Source organism: Micromonospora sp. URMC 106 (genome assembly GCF_051386395.1).
Taxonomy (GTDB): domain Bacteria; phylum Actinomycetota; class Actinomycetes; order Mycobacteriales; family Micromonosporaceae; genus Micromonospora.
The window spans coordinates 17,807-36,355 of record NZ_JBPQTP010000007.1 but is presented as its reverse complement, the minus strand read 5'-3'; the positions used below and the strand labels follow the sequence as shown (position 1 = coordinate 36,355).

19 protein-coding genes are annotated in these 18,549 nt (G+C 75.3%); 6 read left to right on the top strand and 13 right to left on the bottom strand.

Features of this window, described 5'->3' with window-relative positions; translation table 11 throughout:
- The first annotated feature begins 299 nt into the window (after positions 1 to 299).
- The 5 genes from ACSNOB_RS03785 to ACSNOB_RS03765 all read left to right on the top strand — a co-directional run bounded on the left by ACSNOB_RS03785 (position 300) and on the right by ACSNOB_RS03765 (position 4,237).
- Positions 300 to 2,537, top strand: a complete 2,238-nt coding sequence (locus ACSNOB_RS03785) for an outer membrane protein assembly factor BamB family protein (RefSeq protein ID WP_436685184.1) — start codon at positions 300 to 302, stop codon at positions 2,535 to 2,537.
- Positions 2,538 to 2,612: 75 nt separating this feature from the next.
- Positions 2,613 to 2,981: a hypothetical protein gene (locus ACSNOB_RS03780; RefSeq protein ID WP_436685183.1), complete on the top strand. Its 369-nt coding sequence runs from the start codon at positions 2,613 to 2,615 to the stop codon at positions 2,979 to 2,981.
- Positions 2,982 to 3,013: 32 nt separating this feature from the next.
- Positions 3,014 to 3,616: an MBL fold metallo-hydrolase gene (locus ACSNOB_RS03775; protein ID WP_436685182.1), complete on the top strand. Its 603-nt coding sequence runs from the start codon at positions 3,014 to 3,016 to the stop codon at positions 3,614 to 3,616.
- Between the two features lie 147 nt (positions 3,617 to 3,763).
- Positions 3,764 to 3,982, top strand: a complete 219-nt coding sequence (locus ACSNOB_RS03770) for a hypothetical protein (RefSeq protein WP_393110865.1) — start codon at positions 3,764 to 3,766, stop codon at positions 3,980 to 3,982.
- Between the two features lie 123 nt (positions 3,983 to 4,105).
- Entirely contained in the window at positions 4,106 to 4,237 is a 132-nt protein-coding gene (locus tag ACSNOB_RS03765) for a hypothetical protein (RefSeq protein WP_436685181.1), read from the top strand.
- A gap of 27 nt (positions 4,238 to 4,264) precedes the next feature.
- Here ACSNOB_RS03765 and ACSNOB_RS03760 read toward each other — a convergent pair whose 3' ends face one another.
- Together ACSNOB_RS03760 and ACSNOB_RS03755 are read right to left on the bottom strand one after the other, a co-directional pair.
- Entirely contained in the window at positions 4,265 to 4,957 is a 693-nt protein-coding gene (locus ACSNOB_RS03760; protein ID WP_436685180.1) for a B3/B4 domain-containing protein, read from the bottom strand.
- Between the two features lie 13 nt (positions 4,958 to 4,970).
- Positions 4,971 to 5,582 carry a LysE family translocator gene (locus ACSNOB_RS03755; protein ID WP_436685179.1) on the bottom strand — a complete coding sequence of 204 codons (612 nt, stop codon included), beginning with the start codon at positions 5,580 to 5,582 and terminating at the stop codon, positions 4,971 to 4,973.
- Between the two features lie 64 nt (positions 5,583 to 5,646).
- On the opposite strand from ACSNOB_RS03755, the gene ACSNOB_RS03750 reads away from it, so the two are divergent.
- On the top strand, positions 5,647 to 7,146 hold the full coding sequence (locus tag ACSNOB_RS03750) for a PLP-dependent aminotransferase family protein (RefSeq protein ID WP_436685178.1): 1,500 nt from the start codon (positions 5,647 to 5,649) through the stop codon (positions 7,144 to 7,146).
- A 71-nt stretch (positions 7,147 to 7,217) separates the two neighbouring features.
- On the opposite strand, the gene ACSNOB_RS03745 is transcribed toward ACSNOB_RS03750, so the two are convergent.
- The 11 genes from ACSNOB_RS03745 to ACSNOB_RS03695 form a co-directional block, all read right to left on the bottom strand.
- Positions 7,218 to 7,700, bottom strand: a complete 483-nt coding sequence (locus ACSNOB_RS03745) for an SRPBCC family protein (RefSeq protein ID WP_436685177.1) — start codon at positions 7,698 to 7,700, stop codon at positions 7,218 to 7,220.
- Positions 7,697 to 8,059 (bottom strand): ArsR/SmtB family transcription factor, encoded by a 363-nt coding sequence (locus ACSNOB_RS03740; RefSeq protein WP_436685176.1) that lies wholly within the window; start codon positions 8,057 to 8,059, stop codon positions 7,697 to 7,699. The genes ACSNOB_RS03745 and ACSNOB_RS03740 overlap by 4 nt, the downstream gene beginning before the upstream one ends.
- 136 nt (positions 8,060 to 8,195) lie before the next feature.
- Positions 8,196 to 9,425, bottom strand: a complete 1,230-nt coding sequence (locus ACSNOB_RS03735; RefSeq protein WP_436685175.1) for an epoxide hydrolase family protein — start codon at positions 9,423 to 9,425, stop codon at positions 8,196 to 8,198.
- Between the two features lie 57 nt (positions 9,426 to 9,482).
- Complete coding sequence (gene msrA / locus ACSNOB_RS03730) at positions 9,483 to 10,001, bottom strand: peptide-methionine (S)-S-oxide reductase MsrA (RefSeq protein ID WP_436685174.1); 519 nt, start codon at positions 9,999 to 10,001, stop codon at positions 9,483 to 9,485.
- A 43-nt stretch (positions 10,002 to 10,044) separates the two neighbouring features.
- Positions 10,045 to 10,932, bottom strand: coding sequence for a redoxin family protein (locus tag ACSNOB_RS03725; protein WP_436685173.1), 888 nt, complete (start codon positions 10,930 to 10,932; stop codon positions 10,045 to 10,047).
- The gene (locus ACSNOB_RS03720) at positions 10,929 to 11,678 is read right to left on the bottom strand and encodes a DUF1223 domain-containing protein (protein WP_436685172.1); all 750 of its coding nucleotides are present in this window, start codon (positions 11,676 to 11,678) and stop codon (positions 10,929 to 10,931) included. Before ACSNOB_RS03720 ends, ACSNOB_RS03725 begins: the two co-directional genes overlap by 4 nt.
- 220 nt (positions 11,679 to 11,898) lie before the next feature.
- Positions 11,899 to 12,336, bottom strand: a complete 438-nt coding sequence (locus tag ACSNOB_RS03715; protein ID WP_436685171.1) for a hypothetical protein — start codon at positions 12,334 to 12,336, stop codon at positions 11,899 to 11,901.
- A gap of 69 nt (positions 12,337 to 12,405) precedes the next feature.
- A complete protein-coding gene (locus ACSNOB_RS03710) occupies positions 12,406 to 14,859 on the bottom strand; it encodes a tetratricopeptide repeat protein (RefSeq protein WP_436685170.1) in 2,454 nt (817 codons plus the stop codon).
- On the bottom strand, positions 14,856 to 16,619 hold the full coding sequence (locus tag ACSNOB_RS03705; protein ID WP_436685169.1) for an ABC transporter permease: 1,764 nt from the start codon (positions 16,617 to 16,619) through the stop codon (positions 14,856 to 14,858). The genes ACSNOB_RS03710 and ACSNOB_RS03705 overlap by 4 nt, the downstream gene beginning before the upstream one ends.
- Positions 16,616 to 17,896, bottom strand: a complete 1,281-nt coding sequence (locus ACSNOB_RS03700) for an extracellular solute-binding protein (RefSeq protein ID WP_436685168.1) — start codon at positions 17,894 to 17,896, stop codon at positions 16,616 to 16,618. Before ACSNOB_RS03700 ends, ACSNOB_RS03705 begins: the two co-directional genes overlap by 4 nt.
- The gene (locus ACSNOB_RS03695; RefSeq protein WP_436685167.1) at positions 17,893 to 18,501 is read right to left on the bottom strand and encodes an ATP-binding cassette domain-containing protein; all 609 of its coding nucleotides are present in this window, start codon (positions 18,499 to 18,501) and stop codon (positions 17,893 to 17,895) included. The genes ACSNOB_RS03700 and ACSNOB_RS03695 overlap by 4 nt, the downstream gene beginning before the upstream one ends.
- Positions 18,502 to 18,549: the final 48 nt, after the last annotated feature.

The following is an 18,549-nucleotide window of genomic DNA, read 5'->3' as shown; positions in this document are numbered from 1 at the left end:
GCGCTCCGTACGGGCGCCTAGAGCTGGACGCGGACCAGGTTGCGGCCGCGCAGCCCGTAGAGCGCCGAACCGTCCGGGGCGGCGGTGAGCAGGGCCTCGCCGCCGGGATCACGTTTCGGTCAGGGCTCTAACCGGCACAGCGCACCACGCGGTCGCGTGGTGTCGAGCCCTGTGGCATCGCTTCGGTCACGTCGAGCGGACATCCATCCGCGCCTCTGGAATTCCGGCCACCACCGTAATAGGGTGCCCGCATCGTCGAACGTGGAGGTCGCGCCTTGTCGCCGTTACGTCGTCCCCTCGTGCCCGCCGTCGCCCTGTCGCTGGCCGTCGCCCTGCTGCCCGCCCCCGCCGCGGCCGAGCCGGCCGCCACCGTTCCCGGTGCCGTCACGGATTTCGGGGTCCAGCAGACCGCCCTGACCGTGTTCGAGGCCCACCACGGCACCGGCGCCGGCGGTCGCCCGGTCGTCTACGGGGTGCAGATGGGCTCGCCCGGGGTGCTCAGCGTGACCGATCCGGTGACCCGCGAACTGCTCGACACGGCCTACCTGCCCGACTCCTCCGGCGCCTGGGGCATCACCCAGACCGCCGACGGCACCGTGTACGCGGGCAGCTACCCGAACGCCCACCTCTACTCGTACGACCCGGACACCCGGGCCACCGTGGACCTCGGCGCGCCGGTGCCGGGGCAGACCGTCCTCTACGGCCTGCGTCCCGGCGCAGACGGCCGGGTCTACGGCGGCACCTACCCCGGGGCGCACGTCTTCTCCTACGCCCCCGGCGAGGGCTTCCGCGACCACGGCCGGATGTACGCCGGCGAGCAGTACGTCGTCGACGTGGCGGTGGACCCCGCGCGCGACGTCCTCTGGGCGGCCGTCGGCACCGCCGGTCATCTCGTCCGCCTCGACCTGACCACCGGGGAGAAGCGCGACATCTGGCCGGAGGCGCTGCGCGGCGACGCCAACTACCCGTACGACATCAACCTCGTCGGCGGGAAACTCTTCGTCAAGCGCAACAAGCTCCAGGGACTCGTCCTCGACCCCGACACCGGCGCAGTCCTGGCCGACGGCTTCACCATGGGCTCGCGGGGCACGTCGCCGCTCGCCCCCGACGGCCGGTCGGTCTACTTCACCTCCGGCGCGCAACTGTGGCGTTACGACCTGCCGACCGACACCGTCGGGCCGGCGCGCGACGCCGCGGGCCAACCGGTGCTCAGCGACGGCGCGGGGATCGGGTTCGGCTTCCTGGACGGCCAGCTCCACGCCGTCATCGGCAACTACGGCGGGCAGGCCCTGCGGTACGACCCGGCCACCGGCGCCAGCGAGCGCTACCGGCTGCCGTTCCCGCCGCAGGCGCTGGACATCAACAACATCACCGCCGGGCCGGACGGTCGCATCTGGACGAATCTCTACATCAACGGCAACCTCGCGGTGCTCGACCCGGCCACCGGCGCCGCCGCCAACGTCGGCCGGCTCGGGCAGGCCGACGGATTCGGCTGGCACGGCGGCAAGATGTACCAGGGCGTCTACCCGTACGGCGGGGTGCTCGTCTACGACCCGACCCGGCCGTACCGGCTCGGCACGAACCCGCGCGAGCTGTTCCGGCTGCAACCGGAGGGCCAGAACCGGCCGATCGCCTTCGCCTCCGCCGGCAGCCGGGTCTACGTCGGCAGCACGCCCGACTACGGCCTCTGGGGCGGCGCGCTGACCGTGTACGACACCGCGACCGGCGCCCGCGTCACGCACCGGGACATCGTCGCGGACCAGGGCGTGATCAGCCTGGCCGTGGTCGGCGACCGGCTCTGGGCCGGCACGACCGTCAGCGGTGGTGGGGGCACCGCGCCGCGGGCCGCCGAGGCGAAGGTGTTCACCGCCGACCTGGCGACCGGCGAGAAGACGGCCGAGTACACCCCCGTGCCGGGCGCCGACGCGATCACCTCGGTCGTCGCCGGGCCGGACGGCATGGTCTGGGGCCTCGCCGACGGCGAGGTCTTCGTGCTCGACCCGGCGACCGGCGCGGTGACGCACCGCTTCGACGTGCCGGGCGGCTACTCCGGGGTGGCCGACGAGCTGGTGGTCAGCGCCGCCGACGAGCACGTCTACGCCGCGCTCGACGGCTACCTGCTCAAGATCGACCCACTGTCGAAGGCGGTGCGGGTGATCCGGGACGCGCAGACCTACCGACTGACCCAGGACGGCCGGGGCGACCTGTGGTTCCGCAACGGGGTCAAGGCGCCCAACCGGGCGGTCCAGTACGGCTCGCACCTGCTGCGCTACGTGCCCGAGGCGGACGCCTGCCCCCGCTCGGACCTGCGCCCCCACGTGTACGCGGGCGCCGGGACCGCGGTGCCCAACCGGTACGCCGAGGACGGGTGCACGGTCAACGACCTGATCCGCGACGAGGCGCGCTGGGACAGCCACGGCGCGTTCCTCGCGCACGTCGCCGCGGTCACGGAGGGGCTCGTGAGGTCCGGGCTGCTGGACGACGCCGAGCAGGACGCGATCGTGGCGGCCGCCGCGAAGTCCCCGGTCGGCCGGTAGGCGGGGCCGCCCACCCGCGTCCGCCGACCACACCGGACACGACCGGGTGTCACAGGCTGCCGCTACCCTGCGGGCATGATCATGGACGACGCGGACGCGACCACCGTACGGTTCCTCCGGATGATGCGGGCCGCCCTGCGGGAGGAGAAGCCCGGCGAGGACACCCTGGGCCGCACGGTCGAGCTGGCCCGGGCGTGGGGCACGAGCGAGGCGGCGGACGCCCGGCTGCGCGCGGCGCTGCGGCGGCTGCACGGCGAGACCCCGGACCCCGACGATCCCCGGCAGGTCGCCGACGAGTGCGCCGACCTCGACCCGGACGGCGTCCCGGATCCGGGCGCGGCGGCGCGGGGCCGGGCGATCGGCCGGTTCGCCGCGAACGCCCGCCGGCTGCGCGAGGGTGAGATCGGCCCCGCCGAGTTCGACCAGGCCGTCGGGGAGGGCTGACGGTCGCGCACCGCCCGGCGTACGGTCGGGCGGTGCGGATCACCAAGTTCACCCACTCCTGCGTCCGGCTGGAGCACGACGGCGGCGTGCTGGTCATCGATCCCGGCACGTGGAGCGAGCCACGCGCCCTGGCCGGCGCGGACGCCGTGCTGGTCACCCACGAGCACACCGACCACGTCGACGTGCTCCGGCTGGCCGGCCTGGGGGTGCCGGTCTTCGCGCCCGAGGGCGCGGCGCTGCCCGACCTGGTCCCGCTACCCGTGACCCGGGTGCGCGCCGGGCAGCGGTTCACCGCCGCGGGCCTCGCCGTGACGGCGCTCGGCGGCCGGCACGCCAGCATCCACGGTGGCCAGCCCGACTGCGCCAACCTGGGCTACCTCGTCGGCGACGAGGTCTACCACCCGGGGGACTCGCTGCACCCGCCGGACCGGCCGGTGCGGACCCTGCTCGTCCCGGCCCAGGCGTCCTGGTTGAAGCTCACGGAGGCGATCGACTTCGCCCGCGCCGCCGGGGCGCGGCGGGTGTTCCCGATCCACGACGCCCAGCTCAACGAGCGCGGGCTGGCCAGCGTGAACGGTTGGTTCACCGAGACCGTTCCCGGCTACCGCTTCCTGGCGGCGGGGGAGTCCGCCTGACCGGTGCCGCCGGTGCCGCACGATGTGCACCGGATGGATCCGGGTGATCTGCCGTGGGCGTGTCGAAGAGCCCGTCGAGGGTGTCGGTCCGGTAAAGGCGACGCGGGCGCTGTGCCGTCCGCGGCCGAATTGCTATACGGTCGGCGGGTGAGGGTCGAGAAGCACTGGTGGAACGGCGACACGTCCCAGCGTGGGCGCCGGGACGTGTACATCCGCACGGACGGGCAGCGCTGGGACGTACAGGTGCAGATCGGCGGCGCGTCCGGCCGCTCCCGGGTGCAGGAGTGCCCCGGACGGGCCTCGGCGGTCATCCTCGCCGGTGCCTGGCGCGGCAACCACCCGGCCTGGCGCGAGTTGCCGAGCTGACGCGGGGCCGACCGGCGGCTGTTCGGCCACGTCGGGCGGGGTCGCCGCGCGGTCGGCCAGCACGTCGTCACCGCTCGTGTCCGGCTGGCTACGCTCGATCCGTCGACGGGTCGGGAGGGCAGCATGGGCGGCGAGATCGTTCCCACGGTGATGCCGGCGGCGTACACGGTCGGCCCGTCCTGCCGGGGGCCGGGCACGCCGGTCGGGGCGCCCCTGCTCCCGGCCGACGTGCCGGCCGACTCGTCGAACATCTGACCGTCCCTCCGATCGGAGCCGGGGCGCTCAGAACTCGACGCGTGGAGCGGCCGGGCTCAGCAGGGCGCTTCGGCACGGCGCGGACCAACCGCGCCGCAGCTCGCGGCCGATCGCGTCGAGCACGACGGGCACGTCCCGTTCCGCCCCCTCGTGCATGGCCTCGACCACCACCAGGACGGTCGCGGTGTCCTCGCGCACCGCCGACCAGCCACTCTGCCGGTTGGTCCAGCGCCGGGCGTGCGCCCGCCCCTGGGGGTCCGCGAAGATCACCTCGCCCGGGTCCGGGTGCTCCTCGGCGCCGGCGAAGGTCAGGTAGCGCTCGTCGCCCCGCGCCGGCCGCACCTCGATCCCGCCGCCGACCCGCGGCACGTCGAGGATGCCGACCGGGATGGCGTACGCGGCGGACACGGCGTTGCCCAGGTCGACCAGCGGATGGACCTCGGGCAGGTCGCCCTCGGTGCGCAGCCGCCGCAGCAGCGACTCCGCCGCGCACCGGTACCTTGTCGGGGCCAGCCCCATCCGGGAGAACGCCCGCCGCCATGCCTGGATCTCCGGGAAGCTCGCCTCGGTGCCGCCGGCCAGCCGGTCCCGGGCCACCGCGTGCAGGTCGCCCAGCGGCAGCCCGGCGCGGGGCGGGCCGCCGACGCCCTCGGCGTACAGGATCCCGGCGACGAGCCCGGGGTGTGCGGCCCAGACCTCGGGGGAGTGCTGGAAGTACACGGTCGCGTCCTCCTCAGGCCTCGGCGCGGGCCAGCAGCAGCCCGAGCGCGACGAACGAGCCGGCGAAGCCGCGGCGCAGCCAGCGGGTGACCGCCGGCCGGGCCAGCACCCGGTCGCGGACGGTGCCGGCGAGAATCCCGTACGCGGCGAACACCACGAAGGTGATCAGCATGAACACCGCGCCCAGCCCGAGCATCCGGGCGACCTGGTCCGGCTCGTCAGCGCGGACGAACTGCGGCAGGAACGCGACGAAGAAGAGGGTCAGCTTCGGGTTGAGCAGGTTCGACAGCACCGCCACCCCGATCACCCGGGCGGCCGACGGTGCGGGCTCCGCCGCGTCGACCGTGAACCCGCTCCGGTCCCGCCACGTCACCCAGGCCAGGTAGAGCAGGTAGGCGACCCCGACGTACTTGAGCACCTGGAACGCCGCCGCGTTGGAGTGCAGCAGCGCGGCCAGGCCGGTGACGGCCGCCGCCAGGTGCGGGGCGACCCCCAGCGTGCAGCCGGCGGCGGCGAGCAGCCCCGCGCGGGCGCCCCGGCTCAACCCGGCGGCGAGCGTGTAGAGCGTGCCGGTGCCGGGGGTGGCGGCCACGACGAGCGAGGTGATCAGGAAAGCGACGGTCATCGTCGTCCTCTCGGGGAGTGGTCGGGTGTGGCGACGCCTCCCACTCTGCTGCCAGGATGGTCCGATGAGCAGGGCCAAACCAGACCCACCCGAGGGGTCCATAACCGCCGGGTCGGACTTCCTTCACCTCGACATCGCGGACGCGCCGCCCGGTCGCCGCGCCGACTGGCTCGCCGACCAGCTCCGGCGGGCCGTCGCCGACGGGCGGCTTCCCGTCGGCGGTCGCCTGCCCGCCACCCGGGTGCTCGCCGCCGACCTCGGCGTCTCCCGGGGCGTCGTCGTGGAGGCGTACCAGCGGATGGTGGAGGACGGCCACGTCGCCGGCCGGGGGCGCGCGGGCACCGTGGTCGTGGCCGCGCCGGCGGCAGCGCCCGCGCCGCCGGGCCCGGCCGCCGCGCCCCCGCCGGCCGCGCTCTTCCCGCCCGCGCCGGGCACCGGGATCTTCGACGCCGTGCGCACGGCGCCCGCGCGGATCGACCTCACGCCCGGCGTACCCGATCTGGCGGCCTTTCCCCGGGCGGACTGGCTGCGCGCCGAGCGGACCGTGCTGCGACACCTGGCCGCGCCGGACTTCGGCTACGGCGACCCGCGTGGCGCGCCCGCGCTGCGGCGGGCCGTCGCGGCCTGGCTGGCCCGCAGCCGGGGAATCGCCGTCGACCCCGCCGAGGTGATCGTGACGACGGGCGTCTCCCAGGCGCTGGGGCTGCTGGCCCAGGCCCTGCGCCCGCACGGCGTCGACACCGTCGCCGTGGAGGACCCGGGCTCGCTCGGCGTGCGGCAACACCTGAACAACTGGCGCGTCACCACCCCGCCGGTGGCGGTCGACGCCGCGGGACTGCGGGTCGACGAGCTGGCCGCGAGCGGCGCGCCGGCGGTGATGGTGACCCCGGCACACCAGTTCCCGACCGGGGTGGTCCTCGACGGTGACCGTCGCCGTCAGCTCGCGGCGTGGGCCCGGGCCGGCGGGCTGGTCATCGAGGACGACTACGACGCCGAGCATCGCTACGACCGACCCCCGGTGCCCGCCCTGCGCGCCATGCTGCCCGACCACGTCTGCTACGCCGGCAGCGTGTCGAAGTTGCTCGCGCCGGCCCTGCGGATCGGCTGGCTGCTGGTTCCGCCGCGCCACCGCGACGCGGTGGTCGACGCCAAGCGCAACGCCGACCTGGGCAACGCGGTGCTGCCGCAACTGGTGCTGGCCGAGCTGATGGCCTCGGGCGCGCTGGAGCGGCAGCTGCGGCTGCTGCGGCGACGGCACGTGCGGCGGCGCGACGCGATGGTCGCCGCCATCGTCCGGAACGTGCCGGGGGCGACGGTGCAGGGGGCGGCGGCCGGGCTGCACCTGACGGTCACGCTGGACGGCGCGGTGGCGGACACGGAGGTGGCGGCGGCCGCGTTGGAGCGCGGGGTGAAGGTGCAGCCGCTGTCGTGGCACTGCCAGCGCCCGCACCCGCCGGGGCTGGTCCTCGGCTACGCGGCCAACACGGTGTCGGACATCGAGGAGGGTGTGGGCGTGCTCGCCGCCGTGCTGGCCGGCCGGCGCGGTGCCGCCTCGGCCGGCTAGGAAAGGCGCCGTCGCCGTCCCGGTGCGCGGGGCGGGCGACCGGCCTGCCGGTCGCCCGCCCGTCGCGTCCGTCAGAGGGCCTTCGTGACCTCGACCAGTTGGTCCAGCGCCGCGCCCCAGCCCTCGACGAAGCCCATCTCCTCGTGCGACTTCTTCGCCGCGGCGTCGGCGTGGATCGCCGTGGCGGTGTACTTCGTGCCGTTGCCGGCCCGCTCGAGGCTGAGGACCGCGGTGAACGGGAAGTCGTCCCCGGCGGGCTGGGGGCGGAAGTCGGGGCCCAGCGCGGAGGTGAAGACCAGCGTCCGGTTCTCCTCGGCCACCAGGATGCAGCCGGTGTTCGGGTACTCCTCGCCCTCCGGCGAGCGCATGACGGTGTGGAACCTGCCGCCGGGGCGCAGGTCGATCTCGCAGGACGAGGTCGACCAGGGCTTCGGGGCGAACCACTTCACGAGCAGCTCGGGCGTGGTCCAGGCCTTCCAGACCAGCTCGGGCGGGACGTCGACGGTGCGCTCCAGGACGAGGTCGAGCTTCGGGTCCGGGGTGTACGCGGTCATTTCTGCTGCTCCTTCAGGTCGTAGAGAAGTGCGTCCAGTTGATCGAGGCGCCGGGTCCACAGTGCGCGCCGCTCGGCGAGCCAGGTGTCCACGCGGTCGAGCGGCTCGGGCGCGAGCCGGTAGGTGCGCACCCGTCCCTGCTTCTCCGACGTCACCAGGCCGGCGCGCTCGAGGACGCGCAGGTGCTGGGTGAACGACGGCAGCGCCATGTCGAACGGGCCGGCCAGCTCGCTGGTCGTCGCCGGCCCCTGGCTGAGGCGTTCGACGACCCGGCGACGGGTGGGGTCCGACAGCGCATGGAAGACGTCGTCCAGCTCCGCGCCGACCTCCCCGGCTCCGTCGCCAGATCGCTTAGGCATGTACCTAAGTATGCGGGCGGACAAAGGTTAGGTCAAGCCCTAAGTGAAGACGTGTGGATCGGCGGGTCCGGACAGCTCGGAGGTGAGCTGTCCGGACCCGCCGACAGAGGTGGGTGCGCAGGTGCGGGTCGGCGGGCTAACGCAGCGACCGGAACGCGGCGCGGAGCTCTTCCGACAGCAGTTGCGGCTGCTCCCAGGCGGCGAAGTGCCCACCCCTGTCGAGCCGGTTGTAGTGGATCAGATTGGGATACGCCCGCTCCGCCCAGCTCCTCGGCGTCTGGTACAGCTCGTCGGGGAAGACGCTCACGGCGGCGGGTACGGAGACCCCCTTGGCGGCGAAGAAGGAGAGCTTGTTCTCCCAGTAGAGGCGCGCCGCGGAGACGCCCGTGTTGGTCAGCCAGAAGAGCGTCACGTTGTCGAGGACGTCGTCCCGGGTGATGCCCACGGGTTCGCCGGCGAAGGTCCGGCAGATCAGCCCCAGGCTGGCGGCGTCGTGGTCGATCATGTAGCTCGCCAGGGCGACGGGCGAGTCCGCGAATCCGGTCAGCGTCTCCGGGCGCGTCGCCATCATCAGGGCGTAGGCGGAGTGCTTCCAGAAGAAGTCGAGCTGCTCGCACGCCCGCCGTTCCTCGTCCGAGAGGCCGGACGGCAGCGAGGCCAGCGCGTTGTTCGCCCCGGTGATGTCGGACTGGAGCAACGCGTCGATGTCGGGCGGAACCGCGCCGGGCATGTTGGTGTGGATGCCGGCCAGTTCCGCGGGCGCCTGCAACCCCAGCATGTCCGTGATGAGCGCGCCCCAGTCGCCGCCCTGCGCCACGAACCGGTCGTAGCCGAGGCGCTTCATCAGCTCGGTCCAGGCCCGCGCGACGTGCTCGGGGCCCCAGCCGGGCGCGTCGGGCTTGCCCGAGAAGCCGTAGCCGGGCATCGACGGGATCACCAGGTGGAAGGCGTCCGAGGCGTCCGCGCCGTGCGCCGTCGGGTCGGTGAGTGGGCCGATGATCTTCAGTTGCTCGATGATCGAGCCGGGCCAGCCGTGCGTGACGACGAGCGGCAGGGCGTCCTCGTGTTTCGACCGGACGTGGATGAAGTGGATGTCGAGCCCGTCGATCTCGGTGATGAAGTTCGGTAGGGCGTTCAGCCTCGCCTCGACCCTGCGCCAGTCGTACTCCTTCTCCCAGTAGCGCGCGAGCGCCTGGCTCGTCTCGAGCGGCACGCCCTGCGACTGGTCCTCGACGGTCTGCTTCTCGGGCCAGCGGGTGGCCGCGACGCGTGCCCGCAGCGCCTGGAGATCCGCCTCCGGAACCTCGACCCGGAACGGCCGGATGTCGGTGGTCGGGCGGGTCATCGTCTGGGTCCTGACGGCCACGTGGGCCTCCTTCTCGGTCGGGTCATCGGACGCCCGGCCCCCGCGCGGGGCCGGAGGCTAGGCGGCGTGCTGCCCTCGGCGGGGGAGCTTCCAGTCCGGCCGGACGAAGTGGCAGGTGTAGCCGCCGGGGTTCCGCTCCAGGTAGTCCTGGTGTTCCGGCTCGGCCTCCCAGAAGGGGCCGGCGGGACTGACCTCGGTGACCACCTTGCCCGGCCACAGGCCGGAGGCGTCGACGTCGGCGATCGTGTCCTCCGCGACCCGCCGCTGCTGATCGTCGGTGTAGAAGATGGCCGACCGGTAGCTGAGCCCCACGTCGTTGCCCTGACGGTTCTTCGTGGTCGGGTCGTGGACCTGGAAGAAGAACTCGAGCAGGTCCCGGTAGGACAGTTGGTCGGGGTCGAAGACGATCTCGATCGCCTCGGCGTGCGAACCATGGTTGCGGTAGGTCGCGTTCGGCACGTCCCCGCCGGTGTATCCGACCCTGGTGGCGAGCACGCCGGGGCGTTTCCGGATCAGGTCCTGCATCCCCCAGAAGCAGCCGCCGGCCAGGATCGCCTTCTCAGTCTTCTCGGTCATCGCTCCGCCTATCCGTCCGGGTGCTCGATCGTCAGGAATCGCCCTATGGGCCGAAGGTGAAGACGTACGCGCGGAAGCCGGGTACGTCGGTGACGAGCCTCAGCAGGTGGTCGACCCGGGACGCGTCGGCGACGAGCCGGATCATGCGCGGGCGGTCGACCCGCGCCACGGCGTCCGGGCCGACGTCGGCGCCGCGCTCGTCGCCGATCGGGTTCCCGTCGAGCAGCACCTGGATCGCGGCCCGCCCGGCCGGTCCGGGGTCGACGACGAGGTTCACCTCGCCGGCGCTGAAGGGCAGGGAGAGTTCCCCGGTGCCGCCGGCCAGTTCGACGTACTCGCCGCCGCTGCGCCAGTCGCCGGTCACCGTGAACGTGCCCGGCACCCCCCGGTCTGCGCCGAGGTACGTCTCGGGCGTGATGCCGACGTAGGAGGGCTCGCCGGTGGTGGCGAAGGTCGTGGCCTCGGGGCTGACCGGCGGCAGCCGAGTACGGGGCGCCCTGACCTCCAGGAGCCGCCGGATCTCCGACTCCACCCGTTCGTAGGCGCCCTCGCCGACCCACCGGTCGACGAGCCGGCCGTCCGCGTCGAAGAGGTACTTCGCCGGCCAGGCGTCGTTACGCAGGGCGCGCCAGAACGTGTAGCCGTTGTCGACCGCCACGGGATAGGTGAGCCCGTGGTCCCGGACCGCCCGGTCGATGTTCTCGGGGCACCGGCCGAACTCGAACTCGGGCGCGTGCACCCCGATGACGGTCAGCCCCAGCTCCGCGTAGTCGCGGTGCCACGCCTTGACGTAGGGAGCGGTGCGGATCCAGTTGACGCAGGTGTACTCCCAGATGTCGACCAGGACCACCCGGCCGTGCAGATCGTCCGGGGTGAGCGGCGGGGAGTTCACCCACCGCTCGACGGCGACGGGAGGAAGCCGCACGGTCATGCCCGCCGCCCCGCCGACACGTCGACGGACGCGGCGCCGACGACGGTCTTGTCACCGTCGTTCTGGACGTAACCGACCACCGAGGCGCGTCGCGGGTCGAGAGCCGGCGGCACCTCCAGTTCGATCCGCCCGCGCTCGACGTTCAACGGCGTCGACGTGAAGGCGCGCACGACGTTGTCCTGCCGCAGGCGCCGCCCGGCGTTCTCCCCACGGGGGACGTCGTTCTCCAGGCCGCGTTCCACGACCGCCACGTTCAACACCGCCCGCTCCGGCAGTCGTCCGGCCTGATACTCCACCACCACCCGCCGCGCGTCGCCCGTGCCTTCGGCGCCGTCCCGCAGCGACAGCGCGAGGGGCGTGGCGGCCGCCTCCGAGAGGGCGGACGTGATCGCCGAGGAAGCCAACCGGCGGTCGGACCCGACGAACTCGACGGCGCCGTTGACGATCATCTGCGGCGTGTACAACCCCCCGGAGCCGAACGCGCGCGCGTACGCCTCCTGCCGCAGGGTGTGCGCCTCGGCGCCGAACGGGTCTGCCCAGCCCAGGTGGTCCCAGTAGTCGACGTGGAAACCGAGCGCGTAGACGGGCTCCCCCCGCTCCCGGGCGTCGCGGTCGATCTCGGACAGCACGTCCTCGGCGGGAGGGCAGCTGTTGCAGCCCTGGGAGGTGAACATCTCCACGAGGGCGAAGCCGCCGCCGGCCGGCGGTGGGGCGTTTCCGGCCCCGGTGCCCGGCATGTCGGTCATGGCGCATCCTCCCCGGTCGGTCCCGCTGGCGGCCCTGACGTTCCCGTTCCGGCGGCGACCATGCCGGGCTACGCGGGCTCGGTGCGCCCCGCCTGCGTCCGGCGCGCGGGGCCGGCCGGAGCCGCCGGGCGGGCCGCAACTGGCTGGCGTGGGTGGCGGTGCCGGCCAGCCGCATGCGCTCGTCGGCCGGGGGTGTCGTCCGGGTGTGCTCGCGTCGCGCTCAGGCGGGCCAAAGCTGAACAAGCCAGCGCTCAAGACCGGACGGGTACGGAGGACCGGAACCCCCGCGGGCACGCGCCGCCTCTCGGCCTGCCGCGGCCGCACGCACCCGGTACCGGCCGGGAGCCGGCAGCAACACGGGGTGGTCGCCCACCCAGGCGGTGGGCGAGGCCAGCCGCAGTTCGGTGCCCGACGTCTCAAGCTGCGCCTCGTCGACCTCGTCCCACTCACCGGCGGTGACGGGAGGCCGTAGCGGCCACAGTTCCACACGCACCTCGGCGTAGTGGTCGGGTCCACCACTGCGGAACACCGCGCCACCGCGTCCCGCCGACAGCAGCCGGCCGGCCCTGGGCACTCCGAGGGCGAAGGCGACCTCCGCTGTGTGCTGCGGTTGCAGCGCGAACAGCGCGTACTCGGCGAACACCTGCTCGTCGACCACGCTTGCCAACCCGGCCGGACTCCAGGAACCGCGGTGGGGCATGCCCCAGTATCCGACGCACCACCGCTCTCAGCCAGGCGGGGTGGAGGTCGAGGTGTCCGCGTGATCTCCGGGTGGCGGCGCAGCGGGTGCGTAGCCGCCGGGTTCCTCGGCGGGGGCGAAGCCGCCGACGAGGCGGGCGTCCGCCGCGGCCTGGCCGTCGGCGTCGCGCGCCTCCTCACACACCGTGGCCGCGTCCGCCCAGTGCCGCCGGGCCTCGGCGGTGTCGCCCAAGGCCGCCGCCGCGTCGCCCAGGTGCAGCAGCGTGCGCCCCAGCCCCGCCGTCGGCCGTCCGTCGCGCAGCCGTCGGCTCTCCGCCAGCATCTCGTACGCCTGCCGCGCCTGGCCCGGCGCGGAGGCCAGCAGCGCCGCCCCGGCGTTGAGCAGCGCGGCGGCCCGGTTCGTCGGGTCGGCCACGGACTCGTACTCGCGCAGCGCCGCCCGCCACGACTGCGCCGCGTCGAGGTGCTCGCCGAGCCCGGCGTGGACCAGCACCAGGTTGGTCAGCGCCGCCGCGTAGCCGCGGGCGTCGCCGAGCGCGCGGAAGGCGTTCGCCGCCCGGACCAGGTGGTGGTGCGCGGTCTCCAGCTCGCCCCGCGCCAGCCGGGCGGCGCCCATCCCGAGGTCGGTCAGCGCGTGCCCGGCCCGGTCCGCGCCCGAGCGGTGCCGTCGGGACAGCTCCAGGTGCTCCACCGCGTCGTCGAGCTGCCCCAGGTCCAGCAGCACCAGGCCGAGGTTCATCCGGGCCTGGGCGGTGCCGCGTCGGCCCCGCTCCGCCACCGCGAGGCTGAGCGCCGTCGCCGCTCCCTGCGCGTCACCCCGGCGGCGGCGCAGCACCCCCAGCTCGTTGTGCGCCCAGCCGGCGATCTCCGGCCGGTCGTCGGCCGTGGGCGTGGCGAGCACGGTGCGGCACACCTCCTCCCACTCGCCGAGCCGCTCCGCGTGGGCGAGCCACCCGCACAGCGCGACCGCCAGCCGGAACCACCAGCGGCGCACCCGCCGCGGCAGGGTCTCCGCGGCGCCCGCCGGCACCTTCACCACGGCCAGCAGCAACTCCTGGTGCAGGTCGAACCAGCCGTACGGGTCGTCGTCCAGCGCCAGGGCCGGCTCCCGGTCGGGCGGCGAGCCGGCCACCACGAGGCTCGCTGCGTGCCGCTCGGCCCGGCGGGCCAGGTGCCGGGTGAGCCGGGCCTGCGCGGCCACCCGCCGCCGCGCCGGCTCCGCGTCGCGCAGGTGCATCCGGGCGTACGGGGCCAGCAGCGGGCGCACCTCGTAGCGGTCGCCGGGCGCGCCGGTGACGAACCCGCCGGCGGCCAGCTCGTGCAGCAGCACGGCCACCCGGTCCGGGCGGCGGCCGGCGAGCGCCGCGATCGTCGGCCGGTCCAGCGGCACCGGGCTGAGCGACATCAGCCGCCACAGCCGCCGCGCCTCGCCGCCCAGCGCGTGGTACGCGGTGTCCCGCCCGGTCACCAGCAGGGTGGCCGGGGAGGCGGCGACGTGCTGGTGCGGGGGCGTGTCCACCGTGCGGCGCAACGCGTCGAGCACGTCGGCGTGCCGCCAGCCGTGCTGGGCCGTACGCCGCCCCAGCTCGGCCACGGTGCGGGGCTGCCGGCCGCAGAGCTCGACGAGGGCGCGTACCGCCGGGTCGGTGCGGGGGTCCGGGCGGTGCGGCCGGGCGACGGGCGCGGCGGCGCCCGCGGCGGCGAAGAGCTCGACCGCGTCGTCGGCGTCCGGCTCGGCGAGGCCGTGTGCCACCACCCCCTCCAGGGCGTCCAGCGCGGGGGTGCCGACCAGCAGCAGGCGGCAGGCCCGGGCGGTCGGCGGCAGCAGTGGCCGGACCTGGGCGGGGTCGTCCACGTTGTCCAGCACGACCAGGATCTCCCGGCCGTCGAGCTGGCCGCTCAGCTCGTCGGCCGCGTCGGCGAGGGCGTCGGCGCGGCCCGACGCCGGCGGCCGGGTGCCGAGGATCCGGGCCAGCGCGGTGAGCACCTGCCGGGCGCTGTGCGGCCGGCCGCCCCGGCGCAGGTCCAGGTAGAACTGGCCGTCGGGGAAGTCCTCCCGGCACAGGTTGGCGGCCTGGATCGCGCAGGCGGAGGTGCCGACGGCCCGCCGGCCGACCACCGCGACCGCGTGCTCCTTCTGCAGCAGGTCGATGATCGCGTCGACGTGTCCGGCCCGCCCGGTGAACCCGGCGGGCCAGGGCAGGGTGGGCGCGCCGACGGCGGGCGCGGCCTCGGCGTCGTCCGGGGTGGCCGCCTGCTGCCGCTGGCGGCGCCACTCCACGACGACGGCGGCGACGAGGCCGAGCACGATCACCCCGGCGCTCGCCGAGCCGAGCTGGGCGACGGACAGCTCGGAGAGGAGATTGCCGGTGACGTTGCCGAGCACGGCGCTGACCGTCCCGCCGACCACGCCGCCGACCGCGAGCAGCAGGCTGAGCCGTCGCGGCCGACGGGAGCGGCGGGCCGGCTCCTGCCCGCTCACCGGACGCCCCCGGCGACCAGGCCGGCGACGAGGTGGCGGCGGGCCAGCACCACCAGCAGGACCGGCAGGATCGAGGCGATCACCGAGCCGGCGGCGAGGGCCCCGCTGTTGGCCACGAAGCCCCGGGTCTGGCCGGCGAGGAACAGCCCGAGCGGCACCGCCCCCGGGCCGCTGAACAGCAGGCCCACCACCAGGTCGTTCCACACCTGCACGAACTCCAGCACCGCGACGGCGACGACGGCCGGGCGGTTGTGCCGCGCGAGCAGCCGCAGCGTGCTCCACCAGTGGCGCCCGCCCACCCGGACCGCCCGTACCTGCTCGGCGGGCAGGTCGGCGAAGGCGTTGCGCAGCACCAGCACGGCGAACGGCACCCCCAGCGCGACGTGCACCAGCGCCAGGCCGCGCGCCGTGCCCGAGGACAGCGCCACCCCGAGCACCTCGTTGACGGGCCCGGCGATCACCTGCACGGGCACGATGCTGGCGGCCATCAGCAGCAGGCCGGTGCCCTGGGCGGCGGGCCCCGTCAACCAGGCGAGGGGGTACGCGGCGAGCAGCGCGACGGCCAGCACCGCGGCGGTCACCACGGTCGCCAGCACCAGCGTGAAGCCCAGCGTGCGCCACAGCTCGACGCCGGTGAGCAGTTCCCGGTAGGAGGCGAGGCTCGGCGGGCTCGCCCACCAGCCCCGGGCCGCCGCGTCCACCGTGCCGTGCAGCGAGGTGGCGAGCAGCACCCCCAGCGGCACCAGCCAGGCGATCGCCGCGCCCGCGGCCAGCAGCCGGGTCGACCGGCGCGGCCTCGGCACCGCCGGATCGGGCCGGACGGGCGTGGAGTCCCGCGGCGGCGGCCACCCCTGCCGCACGAACAGCGCCGCGACCAGCATGCCGGCGGCCACCGCCACCAGCCAGACCACCCCGAGCGCGGCGCCCTCGCCGGTGGTGGCGCCGTTCGAGGTCTGCCAGACCCGCAGCGCCAGCACCGACGCCTCGTCGCGCACCGAGCCGGGCGCCAGCACCAGGATCAGGTCGAACGTCCGGGCGGTGCCGAGCGCCACCAGGGTGAAGACCACCGCGACCGTACGCAGCAGCAGCGGCCGCCACTGTGCGTCCCAGAGCACGTCGCGGCGGTTGCCGCCGTAGGCGCGCACCGCGTCGGCGAGGCTCGGCGGGACGGCGTCGAGGGCGGCCCGGAACACCAGCACGGCCAGCCCGACCCAGGCCCACACGAACGCCGACATCAGCGCCACCGTGACCAGGCCGGGACCGAGCAGGTGCGGCGCGTCCGCCGCCGACCGGCCGGTCAGCCTCGCGGCGACCAGGGTGGCCAGGCCGCGCTGCGGGTCCGGGTCGTACATCAGCCGGAAGGTGACGCCGGTGACCACCAGCGGCAGCGCCGTCGGCACCACCAGGATCAGCCGGACCAGCCCGCCCTCCTGCGAGCGGCGCGAGGCGGCGGCGAGCAGGTAGCCCAGCACGGTCACCACCGCGGGCACGACCAGCGCCCAGAGCACCGTGCGCCCCACGACCGCGCCGGTGCCGGGCGCGGCCAGCGCGGCGCGGTAGTGCTCCGCGCCGACCCACCGGCCGTCGGTGGTGACGCTGGCGTGCAGCGTACGCAGCACCGGCCACGCCACCAGCCCGCCGAGCAGCAGCAGGGCGGGCAGCAGCAGCGCCGAGGTGGCCCCCGCCGCCGGGTAGGCCCGCCCGCGGCGCGGCGGCCCGACGTCGTCGAGGACCGCCAGCTCGCCCAGCACGCGGCTCACCGGCCGCTCCCCGCCGAGCGGGCCGCCGTCGCGAGCTGACCGGTGGCCCGCCGGGCCGCCTCGCCGGCCGCGACCCCGTCGGTGACGTCGGCGAAGAAGTCCTGCATGATCCGCCAGATGCCCACCCCGTCGGAGCCGGTGAACGGGCCGGGGAGCCGGTCGGACAGGTCGAAGCGCACCGCCTCGGCCGTGCGCAGCTCGGCGGCGAGACGGCGGCGGACCGGGTCGTGGTAGTCCGCCAGCGGCACGGACACGTTGGGGGAGAGGTAGCCGCCGGCGCGCAGCCACGGCTGGAACGCGGAGCCGTCGCTGAGCCAGCGCACCAGCTCCGCGCCGCGGGCCGAGCCGGCGAAGGCCACGGCCGCGTCGCCGCCGACGACCAGCGGACCGCCGGCCACCCGGGCGCCCGGGAACCGGAACGTCTCCGGCCGCTCCGGGCCCCGGCGGAACCGCCGGCCGACGTCGTCGACGAAGTCGGCCTCGAAGAGCATCGTGGCCCGCCGGTGGTGGACCAGCTGGATCACCGACTCCTCGTACTGGGTGAGCAGGGCACGGCGGCCGCCGCCGGGGAACGCGCCGTCGACGCTCCACAGCTCGGCGAGCCGGTCCAGCGCGGCGTGCACCGGCCGGGCCCGCCAGTCGGCCTCGCCGTGGGCCAGCGCCTCGTAGAAGCCGGGCGGGGCCACGTCGGCGAGCACGTTCTCGAACCAGTCGGTGAGCACCCAGCCGTCGGCCGCGCCGACGGCCAACGGGGCCGGGCCGTCGCCCGTCCGGGCCCGCGCGCCGAGCCGCCGGGTGAGCCTGACCAGCTGGTCCCACGTCCGCGGCGGCTCGGGCAGCATCGACGGGAAGTACCAGAACAGCGACTTGTGGGCCGCCTTCACCCAGACGCCGTAGCGCCGCCCGTCGGCGGAGAGCAGGTCGGTCATGTTGGGCGGCAGGGCGTAGCTGGCGGCCGGGGTGAGCTCGCGCAGCCAGCCGCGCCGGGCGTACTCCACCACCAGGCCCGAGCGGGGCAGGATCGCCACGTCGGGGCTGGTGCCGGCGAGCTGGCGGGCGCGCAGGAACGCGTCGATGTCGTTGCCGGCGCTGATCACCTGCACGCCGCCGCCGTAGCCGGCCACCACCTCGCGGAACCGGGCCAGCTCCCCGCCGCTCCACACCACCGCGACCTGGACCGACGGCTCCGCCCGGGAACAGCCGGCGAGGGCGGTCGCGCCCGCCGTCGCGGCGGCCCGCAGCAGGGCGCGGCGGCGCAGCCGCACTGCCGGGGTCAACCGAGCACCTCGGCGGCGACCGGCACGTCGGCCAGCGCGCCCGGATCGGCCGTACACACCAGCACGGCCGCGCCCGGAGTGTCCGGCGGGGACAGCCGCCCGACCAGGTCGGTGAGCCGCCCGCCGCCGGCCGGCCCGCTGGGCAGGTCGATCACCAGCACCTCGGGCAGGCAGGCGACCGCCCGCGCCAGCGCCACCCGGAACCGCTGCGCCTCCGACAGCAGGTGCGGCCGCAACGCCAGGGTCGGCGCGAGCTCCAGCCGGTCGACCACCGTCGCCGTCCAGTCGTCGGCGACCTCCCGCACCCGCTCCCGCCGGCGCTGGCCGTAGGCGATGTTGCGGCGCACGGTCAGGTGGGGCAGCAGCGCGCCCCCGGCCGGGACGTAGGCGATCCGGCGGCGCGGCGGCGGCAGGGCGGTGACGTCCCGGCCGCCGACCAGCACCTGACCGGCGATCGGCGCGGCCAGCCCGGCCACCACGCGGGCGACGGCGGTGCCGACGGGAGGGTCGGCCACCAGCGCGGCCGACGCGCCGGCGGCGACGTCGAGGGTCACCGGCGCGGTGTCGGGCACGGCGACGAGTTCGCACAGTCGTAACGTGGCCATCACCTCCGGTGACGCGGGCAGTCGCCCCCAGGGTGGCACAACGGGACG